We start from the raw sequence: 17,133 nt of genomic DNA, 5'->3' as shown, positions 1-17,133 counted from the left end.
ACTTGTAATTTTACCACATCAAAACAAACAACTATGTACGGATCAATAAAAGAGCATCTTCAAAAAGAGATTCAAGAAATCAAAGATGCAGGATTGTATAAAACGGAAAGAATAATTACTTCGTCTCAAGATGCAGTTATAAAAATATCTACAGGAGAAGAGGTTATTAATTTTTGCGCTAATAATTATTTGGGGTTGTCAAATCATCCAGAAGTAATTCAAGCGGCAAAAGATACTATGGATACACATGGGTTTGGAATGTCATCAGTTCGATTTATTTGTGGAACTCAAGATATTCATAAACAATTAGAAGCAAAAATTGCTGAATTTTATCAAACTGAAGATACTATATTATATGCTGCAGCTTTTGATGCAAATGGGGGAGTCTTTGAACCTTTATTAACAAAAGAAGATGCTATTATTTCAGATAGTTTAAACCATGCTTCAATTATTGATGGAGTACGTTTGTGTAAAGCGTCAAGATACCGTTATGCAAATAATGATATGCAGGCATTAGAGGAGCAATTAATAGAAGCGAATAAAAATAACCATCGTTTTAAAATTATTGTAACTGATGGTGTTTTCTCTATGGATGGTATTGTTGCTGAATTAGATAAAATATGTGATTTGGCAGATAAGTATGATGCTATGGTAATGATTGATGAATGTCATGCAGCTGGATTTATTGGTGAAACAGGACGCGGAACATTAGAATTAAAACGTGTTATGGGGCGTATTGATATTATTACTGGAACCTTGGGGAAAGCCTTAGGTGGAGCCATGGGAGGTTATACTACTGGTAAGAAAGAAATTATAGAGGTTTTACGTCAGCGTTCACGTCCGTATTTATTTTCAAATTCTTTAGCACCTGCAATTGTTGGGGCTTCATTGAAAGTTTTTGATTTATTATCAAATGATACTTCATTAAGAGATAAATTAGAATGGAATACCAATTACTTCCGTTCTGAAATGGAAAAAGCAGGTTTTGATTTAGTGGGGGCAGATGCTGCAATTGTGCCAGTAATGTTATACGATGCAAAGCTGTCTCAAGTAATGGCTAATAAATTATTAGAAGAAGGGATTTATGTTATTGGATTCTTTTATCCTGTGGTACCAAAAGAGCAAGCACGTATTAGGGTTCAGCTTTCTGCAGCACATGAAAAAGAGCATTTAGACAAGGCAATTGAGGCATTTGTTAAGGTTGGAAAAGAGCTTAATGTAATTTAAAGAACTTTGTATAAAAACTTGCATTTCTGGTAAGTTTTTGTAGATTTGTTTTTGTAAATAAGTTTTAACAACTTACATTTGCGTTATATATAAACGAACTTTTAATTTAAATTTTTAATAATGAAACAATTAAAATTAGCTGTGATGGCTTTATTCACGTTTGCTACTGTTGCAAACGTAAGCGCACAGGATTCAGATAATCCTTGGGCAGTTGGTTTCGGGGTTAACGTTGTTGACTTTAGAATACCTTCAGACTTTGCAGATTATGCTAAAGATTATATCGGAACAGGAGAATGGGGAGATAACCTATTACCTTCAGTTTCTAGAATTACAGTAGAGAGATACTTAAATGATGGTTTTTCTTTACAATTAGCTGGATCTATCAACAAAATTAAAACTTTCTCTGCTAAGAATGATGTTGATGAGCTTTACTGGGCTATCGATGCAAACGTTAAGTATGACTTAAATAACTTATTTGGTGATACTGCATGGTTTGATCCATATGCATACTTAGGTGGTGGATATGTAAACTACGCTAGCGAAGGTGAAGGAATGGTAGGAGCTGGAGTTGGATTTAACTTATGGTTTAATGACAACTTAGGTTTAAACTTCCAAACTGGAGGAAAGAAGGAATTTGCTGATAAAGTTCAAGATCACTTCCAACACTCTCTTGGTTTAGTATTTAAATTCGGAGGAAAAGATACTGACGGTGACGGAATCTATGACAAGGAAGATGCTTGTCCAGAAGTTGCTGGTTTAAAAGAATTCAACGGTTGTCCTGATACAGACGGAGATGGAATCAAAGATTCTGATGACGCTTGTCCAGAAGTTGCTGGTTTAGCTGCTTTAAACGGATGTCCAGATGCTGATGGAGATGGAATCGCTGATAAAGATGATGCTTGTCCAAACGAAGCTGGAACTAAGGCAATGAACGGATGTCCAGATGCTGATGGTGACGGTGTTGCTGATAACCAAGATAAGTGTCCTAACCAAGCTGGTCCTGCTGCTAACGGAGGATGTCCTTGGCCAGATACTGATGGTGACGGTGTTTTAGATAAGGATGATAAGTGTCCTAAAGAAGCTGGTGTTGCTTCTAACAACGGATGTCCAGAAGTAATCATTACTAAGGAAGCAGAAAAGAAATTAAACGATTTCGCAAGAGCTATTTACTTTAACTCTGGAAGATCTTCTTTCAGACCAGGAGTAACTGGTAAATTAGACTTAATTGCTGCTATCATGAAAGAGTATCCTAAAGCTAACTTTAGCATTCAAGGACACACAGATAGCCAAGGTCGTGCTGCTACTAACAAGAGATTATCAGAAAGAAGAGCTAAGGCTGTTTTAGATTACTTAGTTGCTAAAGCTGGAATCCCTGGTAACCGTTTAACTTCAGCTGGATTTGGTGAAGATTACCCAATCGCTGATAACAAAACTAGAGCTGGTAGAGCTCAAAACAGACGTGTAGAGATTAAATTAGTAAAATAATTTGATTCACAACGATAAAAATGAAGCCTCGATTTATTCGAGGCTTTTTTTTGTGCTTTATTTATATAAAAATTCTTGTAAACTTTTTTTAGTTTCAATCAAAAAAATTACCTTTGCACCTTGAAAAAAGGAGCTAAGGCTCACACAACAAAATAAATAACTTTAATTACATATAGTAATGTCTACAATAACAGGTAAAGTTTCTCAAATTATTGGTCCAGTAATCGATGTTGAGTTTAATACGGAAAATACTGAATTGCCAAAAATTTATGATTCATTAGAAATTAAAAAAGCTGATGGTTCTACTTTAGTATTAGAAGTACAACAGCACATTGGTGAAGATACAGTACGTACTATCTCGATGGACGCAACTGACGGACTACAAAGAGGGAAGGAAGTAATTGCTACTGGTAACCCAATTCAAATGCCAATCGGTAATGATATTTATGGACGTTTATTCAACGTAACTGGTGAAGCTATTGATGGTTTAGGAGATTTACCTAAAACTGGTGAAGCTGGTCTTCCTATTCACCGTCAAGCGCCTAAATTTGAAGAGTTATCTACTTCTACTGAGGTATTATTTACTGGAATTAAAGTAATTGACTTAATTGAGCCTTACGCAAAAGGAGGTAAGATTGGATTATTTGGAGGAGCAGGAGTAGGAAAGACTGTATTAATTCAGGAGTTAATTAATAACATCGCAAAAGGACACGGTGGTTTATCTGTTTTCGCAGGAGTAGGAGAAAGAACTCGTGAAGGAAATGATTTATTACGTGAGATGTTAGAATCTGGAATTATTAAGTATGGTGATGACTTTATGCACTCGATGGAAGAAGGTGGATGGGATTTATCTAAAGTTGATAAAGCTGGAATGAGAGATTCTAAAGCAACTTTCGTATTCGGTCAGATGAATGAGCCACCTGGAGCACGTGCTCGTGTTGCATTATCTGGTTTAACAATTGCTGAGTATTTCCGTGATGGAGCTGGTGAAGCACAAGGAAAAGATGTATTATTCTTCGTTGATAATATCTTCCGTTTTACACAAGCAGGATCTGAGGTATCAGCTTTATTAGGTCGTATGCCATCAGCAGTAGGATACCAACCGACATTAGCAACTGAAATGGGGGCAATGCAGGAACGTATTACTTCAACTAAGAAGGGATCTATTACATCTGTACAAGCGGTTTACGTACCTGCGGATGATTTAACTGACCCTGCACCGGCAACAACGTTTGCTCACTTAGATGCAACTACAGTATTATCTCGTAAGATTGCCGAGTTAGGTATTTACCCAGCGGTAGATCCATTAGATTCTACATCTAGAATTTTAACTCCAGAAATTTTAGGAGATGAGCACTATAATACAGCGCAAAGAGTAAAAGAGTTATTACAACGTTATAAAGAATTACAAGATATTATTGCCATCTTAGGTATGGAAGAATTATCTGAGGAAGATAAATTAGTAGTTCACCGTGCACGTCGTGTACAACGTTTCTTATCTCAGCCATTCCACGTAGCAGAGCAATTTACAGGAATTCCGGGAGTATTAGTAGATATTAAAGATACTATCAAAGGATTCAACATGATTATGGATGGTGAGTTAGATAAATACCCTGAAGCAGCATTTAACTTAAGAGGATCAATTCAAGATGCAATTGATGCTGGAGAGAAAATGTTAGCTGAAGCTTAAAAACTATAAACTATGTTTTTAGAAATAGTAACGCCAGAGGCAATTTTATTTTCATCAGAAGTAGATTCTGTTGTAGTTCCAGGAATAAACGGTGATTTTCAAATGTTGAATAATCACGCACCAATTGTTTCAATCTTAGGAAAAGGAACTATAAAGATTCATACACATACGAGTGAGCATTTAGAGTTTGATGATTTAAGTGGTCACTTCTCAAAGCAAGCAGATGATGATAAAGTTTTAACCTTAGATATTAAATCTGGTACGGTTGAAATGAAAGATAACAAAGCAATCATTTTAGCTGATTAATTATCAGTTTAGAATATACTTAAAAAGCCAAACAATATTGTTTGGCTTTTTTGTATATGAATGTTTTTAGTGAAATGAATTAGTTATCTTTGTAGCAATGAAAACAACATTTTTATTTATTAGCGGTCCAGAAATTTTTGTGATATTACTAATTGTAGTAATGTTGTTTGGTGCTAATAAAATACCTGAAATAGCACGAGGTTTAGGAAAAGGGATGCGTCAAATTAAAGATGCAACTAATGACATTAAAAAGGAGATAAACGATAGTGCTAATAACCATGGTATAGATACGGATTTTGTGAGAGACATTAATAAAGAGGTAAATGAGGTAAAGGATAATATAGATGACTTTACAGGGCCTATAAAGAGAAATATGTAGTATCTCTTATTTATTATTATAAACTAATCTCAGTAGTACTTTTAACCTGTTTTATTATAAAAGAACTTTTAAGATTTGAAATAATATCTAGTTGAGATATTTTTTTCACTACAAACTCTTGATATTCCACCATATCTCTTAGTAAGATTTTTAATAAAAAATCATAGTCTCCTGCTATGTAAGATACTTCCATTATTTCATCAATTTCAGCAACGTATTTTTCAAATTGTTTAAAGTATTTCTCTTGATGCTTCACAAGAGTAACTTGGCAATAAACAATTAGATTCTTACCAACAATACTTGAGTCTACAAGACCAACATATTTTTTAATAATCCCTGACGATTCTATTTTCTTTATTCTTTCATGTGTTGGAGTTATAGAAAGACTCACCTTATTAGCTAACTGTTTTATAGATTGTTTACAATCCTTTTGCAATTCCTTTATGAGTATATGATCTATCGAATCTAACGTTTGCATAGTATATTTTTCTTTTGACGGTTATTTTTAGTTTTGTTAAAAGTAATATTTTCTTTTATAAGTATAAATATAAGTTTTGTTTACTTAATTAACAGCTTTAAAGCAGTATAATATTTTGTTTATGTAGCTTTGTACATGAACTTTAACGATTAAGTAGATGGAAAGAATAGATCAAATATTTCATAGAATTAATGAAAATTCAAATAGATTTTTAGGGTATCCTTTAGCGAAGGATTTTGATTATAGTGAATTTGCTCCTTTTTTAAATTTGTGTATAAATAATGTAGGTGATCCAGAATCACCTTCTACATTATCTATAGATACAAAAGATATTGAGAAAGAAGTTATTTCGTTTTTTGCAGATACGTTAGAATCAAGTATAGAGGATGTTTGGGGCTATGTGACTAATGGAGGAACAGAAGGGAATTTATATGGTCTTTATTTAGCAAGAGAAAGCTTTAATGATCCTATAGTTTATTATAGTGAAGCAACCCATTATAGCGTAAAGAAGAATTTACACTTACTTGGTTTAAGGAGTATCGTTGTAAGAAGTAGGTCCAATGGGGAGATGGATTATAATGACTTAGAAAGCTTGTTAACATTGCATAGAGATAAGCCAGCAATATTTTTTCTAAATATTGGAACAACAATGACAGAGGCTGTAGATAATATTGATCATATTAAGGAGATTATAGAGAAGTATGCTATAAAGGATTACTATATTCATTGTGATGCAGCATTTTTAGGTTGTATAGCACCATTTGTAGATCCAAAACCAAAGTTCGATTTTTCAGAAGGAGTTGATAGTATTTCTATTTCTGGACATAAGTTTATTGGTGGTCCAATACCCTGCGGAATCGTATTAACAAAACGTAAACATAGAAATCGTATTGTGAATTCTGTATCCTATGTAGGTACTTTAGATACTACAATTACAGGATCTAGAAACGGATTAACACCATTATTTTTATGGTCATTTATAAAAAAACACGGAAAAAAAGGACTTATTGAAAGAGCAAGAAAATCTCAAGAAGTTGCTGCTTATACCGAAAATAGATTAAAAGAAATTGGAGTATATGCTTGGAGAAACAATGAAGCCTTAACTGTTGTGTTTGACAAACCTTCAGTTGCTTTGTGTGAAAAGTATCAATTGGCGTCGGAAGGAAAAATAGCACATATTATTTGTGTACCGGGCATCGAAAAAGAAGAAATAGATGTTTTTATCAATGAGTATGAAGAAGAATTAGTAGGTAGCAAGCTTGAAGCTGTTCTTTAAATTAAAGAAAGTAACACATATTTAATATGTGTTACTTTACTCTACTTATAGTTAAACCATCTCTAATAGGTAATAAAACGGTTTCTAAGCGAGGATCTTGATTAAGTAATGTATTATACTCTAACAATACTTTAGTGTCTATATCTTTAGGGTCAAGCTCTTCAACTACCTTACCACTCCATAAAACATTATCCGATAAAATAATGCCTCCTTTGTTCATCTTACCAATGATAAGGTTAAAGTAGTTTACGTAGTTAGATTTATCTGCATCAATAAAAACCAGATCAAACTTGGTTTCAATTGTTGGTATAATTTCTAAAGCATTTCCAACATGCTGAATAACTTGGTCTTTGTGAACTGATTTTTGAAAGTATTTATATTGAAGTTCTTCAAGTTCTTCGTTTTTATCAATTGTATGTAAAATACCATCTTCCTGCATTCCTTCAGCTAAACAAAGAGCAGAGTACCCTGTATAAGTTCCTATTTCCAAAATGTTCTTAGGATTAACAAGCTTAGAAATCATAGATAAAACACGACCTTGAAAAGCACCACTAAGCATGCGAGGATTCAATACTTTTTGCCAAGTCTCTCTACTTAATTCTTTTAAGATTGTAGGCTCTTGTTGAGAATGACTTACAACATAATGGTCAATATCTTCTGGTAGAAAATGCATAAATTAAATTTTAAAACAAAAGTATAAAAAAACGGAATTTACTGAAATGTAAATCCCGTTTCAATCTAACAAAAAATCAAAAAACGGTTTTTAAACTAAAACCGAAAAAAGTTTTACATTTTAAATTGCTTTAACTGTTCTTTCAATGCTTCTTTATCTGAATTAGAAAGACATTGAGTTTCTTGTTGGCAATCTGAAGCTTTCATCTTAAATAGTTTAGACATAGTTCTATTTTGTTTCGTGTACATTGAACATACCTTGCAAACTAATAGATGAAAGTTTAGTTTTATTTTTTCTAAAAATGTAGCCTCACCATATTGACTTTTGTCACAGATGGTGGTTGCTTCATCACACGTAATTAAAAATTTTCTAAACATTGTTTTTTTACTTATTAAACCAGTTCTTTTCCATACAATTTCTTAGTTGGGTTCTAGCTCTATGGATTATGACCCATAAATTTGACGGGGTAATATCTAGTTCCTTACAAATTTCCTCAGTTTCAAATTCTTGTATTGTTTTCATTCTAAAAACCATACCATATTTCTGAGGTAAAGCTTCGATACAATCTTCTAACTGACTTTTTAGCTCATTGTTTTCAATTGTCTTTTCAGCTTCATTTTTCCATGATTGTGGAACTCTTTCTTCAATCCAATTTCCTTCACTATCACCATTGTCATAGAAATTCATTCTTACTTCAGCCTGACCTTTTTTAGAATTAATCTTACGGTAGTAATCAATAATTTTTCTTTTTAAAATTGAAACTAGCCATGTTCTTTCAGTAGACTTACCTTCAAAGTTTTTTGCAGATTTTAACCCCGCAAAAAATGTTTCTTGCACTAAATCTTTAGCTATGTCACTACTGTTAACTCTAACTACAGCGTAGTTAAAAAGGTAATCAGCATAAGTGTCAATCCACTTATTGGGGTCTAAGGAATTTTCATTTTGGTTCATCACGCCAAATATACATTATTTTTTACTGAAAGGGTATGTATAAATTCTACTTAAACCATTAGGGGTATTATTAATATAATCAACAATTTTTTTAAATGTCATTTTATGTTTTAATGATTTGCTAATCTCACTTGGATTAGAAGTGAAATAAAGTGTTTGAGTATTCAAATCAACAAACGGACAGTAATCTAACCTTTTAGTGTTAATTTTTGAAAGGTGTTTCGCTTTTTTCCATTGGTTGTTTTCCCCTTTTTTACTAATGTATAAATCACCTCTTCCCATATCATCTTCTCTTCCATAGGAAGTAAAAATAATAAAACTTTCATCAGGAGCTACAAAAGCATTGAATTCATATTTTTCAGAGTTTACACCTGAGCTCAAAGGAGACGGCTTAGTGTACTTTCCATTTACAAACCGGCTTACATAAATATCTTCCTTACCTAAAGAGTTCTCATATTCAGCTGTAAAAAACAAATCTCCGTTATTCGTTACAGATGGGTAAAATTCATTAGCAGAGGTATTAACATTACTTCCAACATTAATTGGTTCTGACCATTCGCTAGATATTGATTTTCTAGTTACATACCATATATCCATATCAGTCTTCGTTTCTGTAGATACATTATCTTTTCTATTGGAAGCAAAGAATAGCTTCAATCCATCAGGAGATAAGAAAGGTTCTAGGTCTTTATATTGTCCTGAAAAAGAAACTGTCTTAGGAGATTGCCAAATACCATTAACTTTCTTAGAATAGGCAATAAATGAGTATTCTTTCAAGTAACTTTCAACCGTAAAATAAAATTCATCTTGAGCCTTATTCATTGAGAAATCTCTAACATTCGGTAAGCCACTGAATAATTCTGGTAAGAAAAGCTGTGGTTTTTGAGCAAAATTTAATTGCGCTGAAATAATGAAAATAAAAAAGAAGACTTTCTTCATATTCTATTTTTTAACTGCTTTACAACTTCCTCTTCTTCTCATGTCCACTAGATAGATAATTTCCCATTTTCCATTGTTATTAAATAGTTGAAAAGAGTTTGCACCACAATGACTAAAATTTCCATTAAAGTAAAACTCATAAGGAGTCCATACTGAAGCTAGGTTGCCATCAATATGTATATTCCAAGATAAAAGCTTTTCTAAATAGGTGTTTTCGGGTTTTTTGCTAGCAATATTTATTAATAACTGTTCTTTAGTTTCTGTTTTTAAGTGTTTCTCCCCTTTTTTATTGGTAAAGGTTGTTTGAACTTTTAAGTTTTTATGAAGAGTTGAGTTTACAATTGCGCTATCTCCCTTATGAAGTCCATCAAAAAAAGTGTTAATTGTTTGCTTAATAGTGGCTTCTTGTTCTTTGTTACTTTGTGCATTTATAATGCTAGTAAAAACAACAACAATTAAAAAAGTAATGATTTTTTGCATAATGTAATGATTAGTTGGGTGGTAAAACTATTTAAAACCAAACGTTTAAAAAATTTATCAAACAAAGATTAACAGAAGATTAACGAGTTAAAAAATAAAAGGGATAAATGAATATTTGTGTATTTTTACAATCGTTAAAATAAAAAACAATGTCTGTAGCAAAAAAGCAATATAAAAGGATTACAACAAAATCATTGGTAGAGATGAAATCAAATGGAGAAAAGATTTCGATGTTAACAGCCTATGATTATACAATGGCAAAGATTGTTGATGGAGCAGGAATAGATGTGATTTTAGTTGGAGATTCAGCGTCAAATGTAATGGCAGGTCATGAAACGACATTACCAATTACATTAGATCAAATGATCTATCATGCAAGTTCTGTAGTAAGAGCTATAGATCGTTGTTTAGTTGTAGTTGATTTACCTTTTGGGACGTATCAAGGAAACTCCAAAAACGCTTTAGAATCTGCTATTAAAATAATGAAAGAAACAGGAGGTCATGCGGTAAAATTAGAAGGAGGAGATGAAATAGGAGAATCTATATCTCGAATTCTTACTGCTGGAATTCCGGTAATGGGACACTTAGGTTTAACGCCACAATCTATCTATAAATTCGGAACTTATACAGTAAGAGCTAAAGAAGAAGAAGAGGCGATAAAATTAAAGGAGGATGCTAAACTTCTAGAAAAACTAGGTTGTTTTGCTTTAGTTTTAGAAAAAGTTCCAGCTCAATTAGCAAAGGAAGTAGCAGAGAGTTTAACAATTCCTGTAATTGGAATTGGAGCAGGACCTGGAGTAGACGGGCAGGTATTAGTAACACATGATATGTTAGGAATGACACATGAATTTAATCCGCGTTTTTTACGAAGATATTTAGATATGTATGGAGAAATGACCAATGCATTTAAACAATACATAGACGACGTAAAATCGGTTGATTTCCCTAACGAAAAAGAACAATATTAAAAATTGACCTTCCTTTTTGGAAGGTTTTATTTTTTATAGATATGAAAGTACTACATCTAGATACCAATCACTCGCTATTAATAAATCAACTTAAAGAGTTAGGTTTTATAAATGAGGAAGATTATAGCTCATTAAAGACAGAAATAGAAGCCAAGTTAGATCAATATGATGGAATTGTAATTCGTAGCCGATTTACCATTGACAAACTATTTTTAGATAAGGCCACTAATCTTAAATTTATAGGTAGGGTAGGAGCTGGCTTAGAAAATATTGATTGTGATTATGCAACAGAGAAAGGAGTTGCATTAATTTCGGCTCCTGAAGGAAATAGAAATGCAGTTGGTGAACATGCTTTAGGAATGTTACTGTCGTTGTTTAATAAACTCAATAAAGCGGATAATGAAGTAAGAAGTGGACAATGGCTTAGAGAAGAGAATAGAGGTGTTGAATTGGATGGGAAAACTGTAGGCTTGATTGGATATGGAAACATGGGAAAAGCATTTGCAAAAAAACTTCGTGGATTTGATGTAGATGTTTTATGTTATGATATTAAGTCTAATGTTGAAGATGAAAACTGTAAACAAGTATCATTAGAAGAATTACAACAAAAAGCAGATGTTTTGAGTTTGCATACCCCACAAACAGCGCTAACAATGAATATGATTAACGCTGATTTTATCAATAGGTTTTCTAAACCTTTTTGGTTGATTAATACTGCTAGAGGAAAATCTGTAGTAACAAAGGATTTAGTAGCTGCTTTAGAATCAGGTAAGATACTTGGTGCTGGTTTGGATGTATTGGAGTATGAAAAGAAATCCTTTGAAAATTTATTTACAGAGAAAGAAATGCCAAAGGCATTTCAATATTTAATTAATGCAGAAAATGTAATATTATCTCCACATGTTGCGGGTTGGACAGTTGAAAGTAAAGAGAAACTGGCGCAAACTATTGTAGATAAAATCAAAGCAAAATTTTGTTAACTTGCCTGTATGAAGAAAACAATTCTTGTTTTTTCGGCGTTAATAATTGCGTTATTAGCACTTTTTCAAATAAGTAAATATTCCATTATTTCGGGTGGAATGAGAACAGAGGTGATTATTTCTGTGATTGCTGTCTTATCTTTTTTTATAGGAATTTATTTTAATAGAAGGATTGGAAAAACGGAAGAAGACCTTAAAAAGGAAATAAACACTTCTAAAATAAAAGAATTGGAAATTACCTCAAGAGAATACGAGGTTTTAGAGTTAATAGCTAAAGGACTTTCTAATAAAGAAATTGCAACTGCGTTATTTTTATCTGAAAGTACTATTAAAACACATGTATCTAATCTACTCATTAAATTAAATGCTAAAAGAAGAACACATGCAGTACAAATAGCAAAAGAAATCAATATTTTATAACTTTAAGAACTAAAGTATGAGTGCTTTGGTACTTTAGTATGAGGCAATAATTTTGATAAGAAACTACTTTTGAAAGTAGAAAATATTAATTTATAAATTATGAAAGCAACAGTTTTAAAGTATGGTTTATATGGAGTAGCAGCCGGGTTTATAATCTTTATGCTACATCTTATGATAGGAATAGATAATTTCGATTATTCCACAAATGAAATATTAGGATACCTCTCTATATTTTTGTCACTATCCTTTATCTTTTTTGCAATAAAACACTATCGAGATAATATAAATAATGGAGTTGTTTCGTTAGGAAGAGGTCTTGCTATCGGAATCTTAATTTCATTATTTGTAGGGATAGGAATAGGAATTGCCGATTTTATATATACAAAATTTATTAATCCTGATTTTTTTGCTAACTATGAACAAATGCTCATAGATAAGGGAAGAGAGGATGAAATAATTGAAATGACAAGTACGATGGCTGCACTCTTTATGTTGGTCTTAGTAACTATTATTGGATTTATCATATCTTTATTATCAGCATTATTTTTACAACGTAAATAAAACACTATGCAATACGAGGCTAATACACCAGAAGAATATATTGCTCAGGTTCCAGAAGAACGAAAAGAGGTTATGGAACAATTACGAAAGGTTATTCGAGAGAATTTACCAAAAGGATTTGAGGAAGGTATCAATTATAAAATGATAGGGTATTATGTACCACATTCCATTTATCCAGAGGGGTATCATTGTGATACAAGTCTACCACTTCCATTTATGAATATAGCTTCTCAAAAAAACTCGATAAATCTATACCATAGCGGAATTTATGCTAAAAAGGAATTGTTAGATTGGTTTGTAGAAGAATATCCAAAGCATTCTAAAAGAAAACTTGATATGGGTAAAAGCTGTATTCGTTTTAAGAAAATTGAAGAAATACCCTTTGATTTGATAGCGGAACTATGTACTAAAATGACTGTAGAAGAGTGGGTGGAAATTTATGAAACTAATGTAAAGAAACGATGAAAAAAAAAGGTAGAGTAACAGGTATCGGAGGAGTTTTCTTTAAAGCAAACGACGTTCAAGAAACAAAAGATTGGTATAAACAACATTTAGGATTTAATACAGACGATTGGGGATGTACATTTTGGTGGAAAGATAATGAAGGAAAGAAAGCTTCTACACAATGGAGCCCTTTTACAAAAGATACCGAATATTTTTCACCTTCTAAAAAAGACTTTATGTTCAACTATAGAGTGGAGAATTTGGTAGAACTACTTGAAGAATTGAAAGAACAAGGAGTTACTGTTATTGATAAAGTTGAAGAATACGACTATGGTAAATTTGGTTGGATAGTTGATTTAGACGGAAATAAAATTGAATTATGGGAGCCAAAAGACGAAGCTTTTTTATAAATTTAACCCATATCAACTTTAAAATTAACTTATGGAAGTAGTAAACGAAAATGGAAATCCAGTTCCAACTCAAGAAAGTAAACGAATTTTAGCAGGAATCTTAGCAATTATTTTAGGAGGTTTTGGAGTACATAAATTTGTCTTAGGTTATACTAAGGAGGGTTTAATATTATTAGGAGCGACTTTAATTTCTATGCTTTTAATGTGTGTGATAATTGGAGCGTTTTTAATTTATATTCCATGGATTATTGGATTAGTAGAAGGAATTATTTATTTGACGAAATCAGATGAAGAATTTGTTCAAACTTATCAAGTAAATCAAAGAGGTTGGTTTTAAATTTTTCTAACAATGGAAGAAGGAAAGAAAAGTTTTGAAGAGAACCTTAATGAAGGGGTGGATAAAGCAAAAGAGGTTATGGACAATGTTACCGAAAAAGCAAGTAATATTGCAGGAGAAGCTGCTGAGCATGTAGTGGATTTTGCAGAAGATGCTAAAGAAAAAATTTCTGATGCAATGTCTGACGAGTCTGTTCAAAACATCAAAGAGAAAGCAACTGAAATAGCCTCAGAAACAAAAGAAAGTTTAGAGGATATGGTAGAAAAAGCCTCTGAAGTATTAGGAGAAGCTAGTGAACATATTGCCGATTTTGCAGAAGATGCAGAAGAGGAAGTTCAAGAAGCTGTAAAGAAAAGTAAAAACTTCTTTCAAAGATTATTTGGAAAATTATAAACTTGAACAACTATAAATAAAAAAGCGCCTATTGGCGCTTTTCTTATGCTATATTATTTACTTTATTCGTTCTAACAATTGCTTGTTCATTCTTCCAGTCGATCCACTTCTGACCTTTTATTCGACGCATTACATTATCAACAGTTCTCATAACAAAAACATTATAGATTGCTTTCCCTAAGTTTTTAGGGTTACGTGCAATCGCTCTTAAACTCATAGAGAAACCAGGAGTTACATATCGCATATAATGCCAATAACCTTCAGGCATATACAATACATTACCATGCTCTAATTCTGCAACATGCCCATGAGCTTTTTTTAATGCTGGCCATTTTTCAAAATCTGGGTCATTAAAATCAATATCTTCTCTTGTGATTAATGAATGTGGAATTTTATACAAGAATTTATTTTGCTTTTGATCAAACAAAATACATTTCTTTTTTCCTTCAAAATGAAAATGAAAAATATTAGCTAAGTCAATGTCATAGTGCATAAAAGTGTACGAATCTGTACCACCAAAAAACAACATTGGTAAACCTTTCATTAAACGTAAACCAAAATCAGGAAATTTAAAATCTTTCTGTAACTGAGGTACTTCTTTTAATATATTCCATAAAAAGATTCTAAACTTAGTAGGCTCTCGTTTTAATAAATCTACATACTCACTCATTTTCATGGTAGCATGAGGTTCGTTAAAACCATCTTTATAATCAACTGGTCTGTCGTCATATAAAGGAACTGTCTTGTCACCAGCAACTTCTTTCATATACTCTAAAGACCATTTATTGTATGCCGGCCAATCTTCAATAAATTGCTCAATAACCACTGGTTTTTGTGGTTTAAAGTAGTTTTTAATAAAATCTTCTTTTGTAATTGTTTTTACCCTGTCGATTTGAGTAAGATTCAATCCCATGGCTATCAGTTTAAAAAAAGCAAAGTTAAGAAATCGTTATGATACTTATTCTTAAATTTGATAGATTAAATTTAGTATATGATAGATTTATCTGAAGATTTTTGGAGTAAGAAATACGAACAGAACAAAATTGGTTGGGATTTAGGTGAAATTTCAAACCCTTTAAAAGAATATTTTAATCAATTAGAAGATAAAAGTATTCGAATATTAATTCCTGGAGGCGGAAATTCATATGAAGCCGAATATTTATTTAAAAATGGATTTATGAATGTATTCGTTGCAGATATTGCTAAAGAACCTCTAGAGAGAATAAAAAAGAGAGTGCCTGATTTTCCTGAAGAGAATTTGTTGCATGTTAATTTCTTTGATTTGGAGGCGTATTTCGATGTAATAATAGAGCAAACATTCTTTTGTGCTATAAACCCTAGTTTAAGGGAAAAGTATGCGGAAAAATCGAAAGAATTATTATCTGATAACGGAAAGTTAGTAGGACTAATGTTTGATGCCAAGCTAAATGAAGATCATCCTCCATTTGGTGGAAGTAAAGAAGAGTATATAAATTATTTTCAATCGAACTTTATAATTGATATTATGGAACCCTGTTATAACTCAACAGGAAATAGACAAGGGATGGAGTTGTTTGTAAAAATGATAAAAAAATAGCCATCAATTATTTATGGCTATTTTAAAATATTGTGATGTTGAATTAATTAACTTCTCAAAGCTTTTGCTTCTTGTTTTTTTAATTCATTTCTTTCAATTTTGTGATCTGGTCTAGTCCACTTTGGTTTTTCTCCTAAAGCTTCGTATTGAGAGTCAGTAGCTTCTACAGATTCTCTTTGCTCATGCTTATAAAATGCTTTTTGCGGATTTAAACCTAAGTCTTCGAACATTTTCATGTCTTCATTAATATCAGGATTAGGAGTTGTCAATAATTTATCTCCTGCAAAAATTGAATTTGCTCCTGAAAAGAAACACATTGCTTGACCTTCTCTACTCATTTGAGTTCTACCAGCTGATAAACGTACTTGAGAATCTGGTAATACTATACGAGCAGTAGCTACCATACGTACCATTTCAAAAATATTTACCGGTGGTTGATCTTCTAATGGAGTTCCTTCTACAGCAACCAATGCATTAATAGGCACAGATTCTGGATGTGGAGAAAAACGAGTTAAGGTTTCTAACATTCCTGCTCTATCTTCTAAAGACTCTCCCATACCAATAATTCCTCCTGAACATACAGTAACGTTTGTTTTACGAACATTTTCAATAGTATCTACTCTGTCTTTAAATGCACGGGTAGAAATTACATCATCGTAATAATCTTCTGAAGTATCAATGTTATGATTGTAGGCATATAAACCAGCTTCAGCTAAACGCTTTGCTTGATTTTCTGTTACCATACCTAAGGTACAACAAACCTCCATATCTAATTTGTTAATAGTACGTACCATTTCTAATACTTGATCAAATTCTGGTCCGTCTTTTACATTTCTCCATGAAGCTCCCATACATACTCTAGAAGAACCTCCAGATTTAGCACGTAAAGCTTGTGCTTTTACCTGATTTACTGTCATTAAGTCGTTTCCTTCAATATCGGTATGATAACGCGCTGCTTGCGGGCAATATCCACAATCTTCAGAACATCCTCCAGTTTTAATAGAGATTAATGTACTTACTTGTACTGTATTTGGGTCGTGATATTTTCTATGAATAGTTGAAGCTTCATATAAAAGCTCCATCAATGGTTTGTTATATATTTCTAGAATTTCTTCTTTCGTCCAATCGTGTCTTATTTCACTCATAAATTCAAGTTGTTT

The 17,133-nt window shown here is 32.2% G+C and carries 22 protein-coding genes; 15 read left to right on the top strand and 7 right to left on the bottom strand.

Translation table 11 applies throughout. The features are described from left to right. Positions 1 to 33: 33 nt before the first annotated feature. From kbl to Q0873_RS05915, 5 genes are all read left to right on the top strand, one after another. Entirely contained in the window at positions 34 to 1,227 is a 1,194-nt protein-coding gene (gene kbl, locus Q0873_RS05935) for a glycine C-acetyltransferase (RefSeq protein WP_299105060.1), read from the top strand. 120 nt (positions 1,228 to 1,347) lie between these two features. Continuing rightward, positions 1,348 to 2,712: an OmpA family protein gene (locus Q0873_RS05930; protein ID WP_299105059.1), complete on the top strand. Its 1,365-nt coding sequence runs from the start codon at positions 1,348 to 1,350 to the stop codon at positions 2,710 to 2,712. Positions 2,713 to 2,890: 178 nt separating this feature from the next. Next, positions 2,891 to 4,402, top strand: coding sequence for a F0F1 ATP synthase subunit beta (gene atpD / locus Q0873_RS05925; protein WP_299105057.1), 1,512 nt, complete (start codon positions 2,891 to 2,893; stop codon positions 4,400 to 4,402). A 12-nt stretch (positions 4,403 to 4,414) separates the two neighbouring features. Beyond that, complete coding sequence (locus Q0873_RS05920; protein WP_299105054.1) at positions 4,415 to 4,708, top strand: F0F1 ATP synthase subunit epsilon; 294 nt, start codon at positions 4,415 to 4,417, stop codon at positions 4,706 to 4,708. A gap of 97 nt (positions 4,709 to 4,805) precedes the next feature. Continuing rightward, complete coding sequence (locus Q0873_RS05915) at positions 4,806 to 5,087, top strand: twin-arginine translocase TatA/TatE family subunit (protein ID WP_299105052.1); 282 nt, start codon at positions 4,806 to 4,808, stop codon at positions 5,085 to 5,087. Positions 5,088 to 5,103: 16 nt separating this feature from the next. Here the strand turns inward: Q0873_RS05915 and Q0873_RS05910 are convergent, their stop codons facing one another. Beyond that, entirely contained in the window at positions 5,104 to 5,565 is a 462-nt protein-coding gene (locus Q0873_RS05910) for an Lrp/AsnC family transcriptional regulator (RefSeq protein WP_299105051.1), read from the bottom strand. A 157-nt stretch (positions 5,566 to 5,722) separates the two neighbouring features. Here Q0873_RS05910 and Q0873_RS05905 point away from each other — a divergent pair, with 157 nt between their 5' ends. Continuing rightward, entirely contained in the window at positions 5,723 to 6,841 is a 1,119-nt protein-coding gene (locus tag Q0873_RS05905) for a histidine decarboxylase (RefSeq protein ID WP_299105050.1), read from the top strand. Between the two features lie 31 nt (positions 6,842 to 6,872). On the opposite strand, the gene Q0873_RS05900 is transcribed toward Q0873_RS05905, so the two are convergent. From Q0873_RS05900 to Q0873_RS05880, 4 genes are all read right to left on the bottom strand, one after another. After that, complete coding sequence (locus tag Q0873_RS05900; protein WP_299105049.1) at positions 6,873 to 7,514, bottom strand: O-methyltransferase; 642 nt, start codon at positions 7,512 to 7,514, stop codon at positions 6,873 to 6,875. Positions 7,515 to 7,898: 384 nt separating this feature from the next. Beyond that, positions 7,899 to 8,465, bottom strand: a complete 567-nt coding sequence (locus tag Q0873_RS05890) for a sigma-70 family RNA polymerase sigma factor (protein WP_299105934.1) — start codon at positions 8,463 to 8,465, stop codon at positions 7,899 to 7,901. 15 nt (positions 8,466 to 8,480) lie between these two features. After that, complete coding sequence (locus Q0873_RS05885; protein WP_299105045.1) at positions 8,481 to 9,404, bottom strand: hypothetical protein; 924 nt, start codon at positions 9,402 to 9,404, stop codon at positions 8,481 to 8,483. 3 nt (positions 9,405 to 9,407) lie between these two features. Continuing rightward, entirely contained in the window at positions 9,408 to 9,884 is a 477-nt protein-coding gene (locus Q0873_RS05880) for a nuclear transport factor 2 family protein (RefSeq protein WP_299105042.1), read from the bottom strand. 149 nt (positions 9,885 to 10,033) lie between these two features. Between Q0873_RS05880 and panB the strand changes: the two genes are divergently transcribed. The 8 genes from panB to Q0873_RS05840 all read left to right on the top strand — a co-directional run bounded on the left by panB (position 10,034) and on the right by Q0873_RS05840 (position 14,397). After that, positions 10,034 to 10,852: a 3-methyl-2-oxobutanoate hydroxymethyltransferase gene (gene panB / locus Q0873_RS05875; protein WP_299105040.1), complete on the top strand. Its 819-nt coding sequence runs from the start codon at positions 10,034 to 10,036 to the stop codon at positions 10,850 to 10,852. Positions 10,853 to 10,893: 41 nt separating this feature from the next. Beyond that, positions 10,894 to 11,832 carry a 2-hydroxyacid dehydrogenase gene (locus Q0873_RS05870; protein ID WP_299105039.1) on the top strand — a complete coding sequence of 313 codons (939 nt, stop codon included), beginning with the start codon at positions 10,894 to 10,896 and terminating at the stop codon, positions 11,830 to 11,832. A 9-nt stretch (positions 11,833 to 11,841) separates the two neighbouring features. Next, positions 11,842 to 12,252, top strand: a complete 411-nt coding sequence (locus tag Q0873_RS05865) for a response regulator transcription factor (RefSeq protein ID WP_299105037.1) — start codon at positions 11,842 to 11,844, stop codon at positions 12,250 to 12,252. Positions 12,253 to 12,351: 99 nt separating this feature from the next. Beyond that, positions 12,352 to 12,813 carry a DUF4199 domain-containing protein gene (locus Q0873_RS05860; RefSeq protein WP_299105035.1) on the top strand — a complete coding sequence of 154 codons (462 nt, stop codon included), beginning with the start codon at positions 12,352 to 12,354 and terminating at the stop codon, positions 12,811 to 12,813. Between the two features lie 6 nt (positions 12,814 to 12,819). Then, positions 12,820 to 13,278 carry a DUF1801 domain-containing protein gene (locus Q0873_RS05855; RefSeq protein ID WP_299105034.1) on the top strand — a complete coding sequence of 153 codons (459 nt, stop codon included), beginning with the start codon at positions 12,820 to 12,822 and terminating at the stop codon, positions 13,276 to 13,278. Further along, positions 13,275 to 13,667, top strand: coding sequence for a VOC family protein (locus tag Q0873_RS05850; protein ID WP_299105033.1), 393 nt, complete (start codon positions 13,275 to 13,277; stop codon positions 13,665 to 13,667). Before Q0873_RS05855 ends, Q0873_RS05850 begins: the two co-directional genes overlap by 4 nt. A gap of 31 nt (positions 13,668 to 13,698) precedes the next feature. Continuing rightward, on the top strand, positions 13,699 to 14,004 hold the full coding sequence (locus Q0873_RS05845) for an NINE protein (RefSeq protein WP_299105031.1): 306 nt from the start codon (positions 13,699 to 13,701) through the stop codon (positions 14,002 to 14,004). A 12-nt stretch (positions 14,005 to 14,016) separates the two neighbouring features. Further along, positions 14,017 to 14,397: a hypothetical protein gene (locus tag Q0873_RS05840; RefSeq protein ID WP_299105029.1), complete on the top strand. Its 381-nt coding sequence runs from the start codon at positions 14,017 to 14,019 to the stop codon at positions 14,395 to 14,397. Between the two features lie 43 nt (positions 14,398 to 14,440). Here Q0873_RS05840 and Q0873_RS05835 read toward each other — a convergent pair whose 3' ends face one another. Then, positions 14,441 to 15,310 carry a cupin-like domain-containing protein gene (locus tag Q0873_RS05835; protein WP_299105027.1) on the bottom strand — a complete coding sequence of 290 codons (870 nt, stop codon included), beginning with the start codon at positions 15,308 to 15,310 and terminating at the stop codon, positions 14,441 to 14,443. Positions 15,311 to 15,388: 78 nt separating this feature from the next. On the opposite strand from Q0873_RS05835, the gene Q0873_RS05830 reads away from it, so the two are divergent. Next, positions 15,389 to 15,973 (top strand): methyltransferase domain-containing protein, encoded by a 585-nt coding sequence (locus Q0873_RS05830; RefSeq protein WP_363322541.1) that lies wholly within the window; start codon positions 15,389 to 15,391, stop codon positions 15,971 to 15,973. Between the two features lie 47 nt (positions 15,974 to 16,020). Here Q0873_RS05830 and bioB read toward each other — a convergent pair whose 3' ends face one another. Beyond that, positions 16,021 to 17,118: a biotin synthase BioB gene (gene bioB, locus Q0873_RS05825; protein ID WP_299105025.1), complete on the bottom strand. Its 1,098-nt coding sequence runs from the start codon at positions 17,116 to 17,118 to the stop codon at positions 16,021 to 16,023. Positions 17,119 to 17,133: the final 15 nt, after the last annotated feature.

Origin of the sequence: uncultured Tenacibaculum sp. (genome assembly GCF_947498805.1) — a bacterium.
In the GTDB taxonomy this organism is placed as follows: domain Bacteria; phylum Bacteroidota; class Bacteroidia; order Flavobacteriales; family Flavobacteriaceae; genus Polaribacter.
The sequence above is the reverse complement of the archived record's forward strand: the minus strand, read 5'-3'. Positions and strand labels throughout refer to the sequence as shown.

Excerpts from the sequence above, each read along its gene's own strand:
- panB (WP_299105040.1), top strand. The coding sequence starts at position 10,034 with ATGTCTGTAGCAAAAAAGCAATATAAAAGGATTACAACAAAATCATTG.
- kbl (WP_299105060.1), top strand. The coding sequence starts at position 34 with ATGTACGGATCAATAAAAGAGCATCTTCAAAAAGAGATTCAAGAAATC.
- Q0873_RS05860 (WP_299105035.1), top strand. The coding sequence starts at position 12,352 with ATGAAAGCAACAGTTTTAAAGTATGGTTTATATGGAGTAGCAGCCGGG.
- Q0873_RS05920 (WP_299105054.1), top strand. The coding sequence starts at position 4,415 with ATGTTTTTAGAAATAGTAACGCCAGAGGCAATTTTATTTTCATCAGAA.
- Q0873_RS05840 (WP_299105029.1), top strand. The coding sequence starts at position 14,017 with ATGGAAGAAGGAAAGAAAAGTTTTGAAGAGAACCTTAATGAAGGGGTG.
- bioB (WP_299105025.1), bottom strand. The coding sequence starts at position 17,118 with ATGAGTGAAATAAGACACGATTGGACGAAAGAAGAAATTCTAGAAATA.
- Q0873_RS05880 (WP_299105042.1), bottom strand. The coding sequence starts at position 9,884 with ATGCAAAAAATCATTACTTTTTTAATTGTTGTTGTTTTTACTAGCATT.
- Q0873_RS05855 (WP_299105034.1), top strand. The coding sequence starts at position 12,820 with ATGCAATACGAGGCTAATACACCAGAAGAATATATTGCTCAGGTTCCA.
- Q0873_RS05900 (WP_299105049.1), bottom strand. The coding sequence starts at position 7,514 with ATGCATTTTCTACCAGAAGATATTGACCATTATGTTGTAAGTCATTCT.
- Q0873_RS05870 (WP_299105039.1), top strand. The coding sequence starts at position 10,894 with ATGAAAGTACTACATCTAGATACCAATCACTCGCTATTAATAAATCAA.
- Q0873_RS05885 (WP_299105045.1), bottom strand. The coding sequence starts at position 9,404 with ATGAAGAAAGTCTTCTTTTTTATTTTCATTATTTCAGCGCAATTAAAT.
- Q0873_RS05890 (WP_299105934.1), bottom strand. The coding sequence starts at position 8,465 with ATGAACCAAAATGAAAATTCCTTAGACCCCAATAAGTGGATTGACACT.
- Q0873_RS05845 (WP_299105031.1), top strand. The coding sequence starts at position 13,699 with ATGGAAGTAGTAAACGAAAATGGAAATCCAGTTCCAACTCAAGAAAGT.
- Q0873_RS05850 (WP_299105033.1), top strand. The coding sequence starts at position 13,275 with ATGAAAAAAAAAGGTAGAGTAACAGGTATCGGAGGAGTTTTCTTTAAA.
- Q0873_RS05910 (WP_299105051.1), bottom strand. The coding sequence starts at position 5,565 with ATGCAAACGTTAGATTCGATAGATCATATACTCATAAAGGAATTGCAA.
- atpD (WP_299105057.1), top strand. The coding sequence starts at position 2,891 with ATGTCTACAATAACAGGTAAAGTTTCTCAAATTATTGGTCCAGTAATC.
- Q0873_RS05905 (WP_299105050.1), top strand. The coding sequence starts at position 5,723 with ATGGAAAGAATAGATCAAATATTTCATAGAATTAATGAAAATTCAAAT.
- Q0873_RS05915 (WP_299105052.1), top strand. The coding sequence starts at position 4,806 with ATGAAAACAACATTTTTATTTATTAGCGGTCCAGAAATTTTTGTGATA.
- Q0873_RS05865 (WP_299105037.1), top strand. The coding sequence starts at position 11,842 with ATGAAGAAAACAATTCTTGTTTTTTCGGCGTTAATAATTGCGTTATTA.
- Q0873_RS05835 (WP_299105027.1), bottom strand. The coding sequence starts at position 15,310 with ATGGGATTGAATCTTACTCAAATCGACAGGGTAAAAACAATTACAAAA.
- Q0873_RS05930 (WP_299105059.1), top strand. The coding sequence starts at position 1,348 with ATGAAACAATTAAAATTAGCTGTGATGGCTTTATTCACGTTTGCTACT.
- Q0873_RS05830 (WP_363322541.1), top strand. The coding sequence starts at position 15,389 with ATGATAGATTTATCTGAAGATTTTTGGAGTAAGAAATACGAACAGAAC.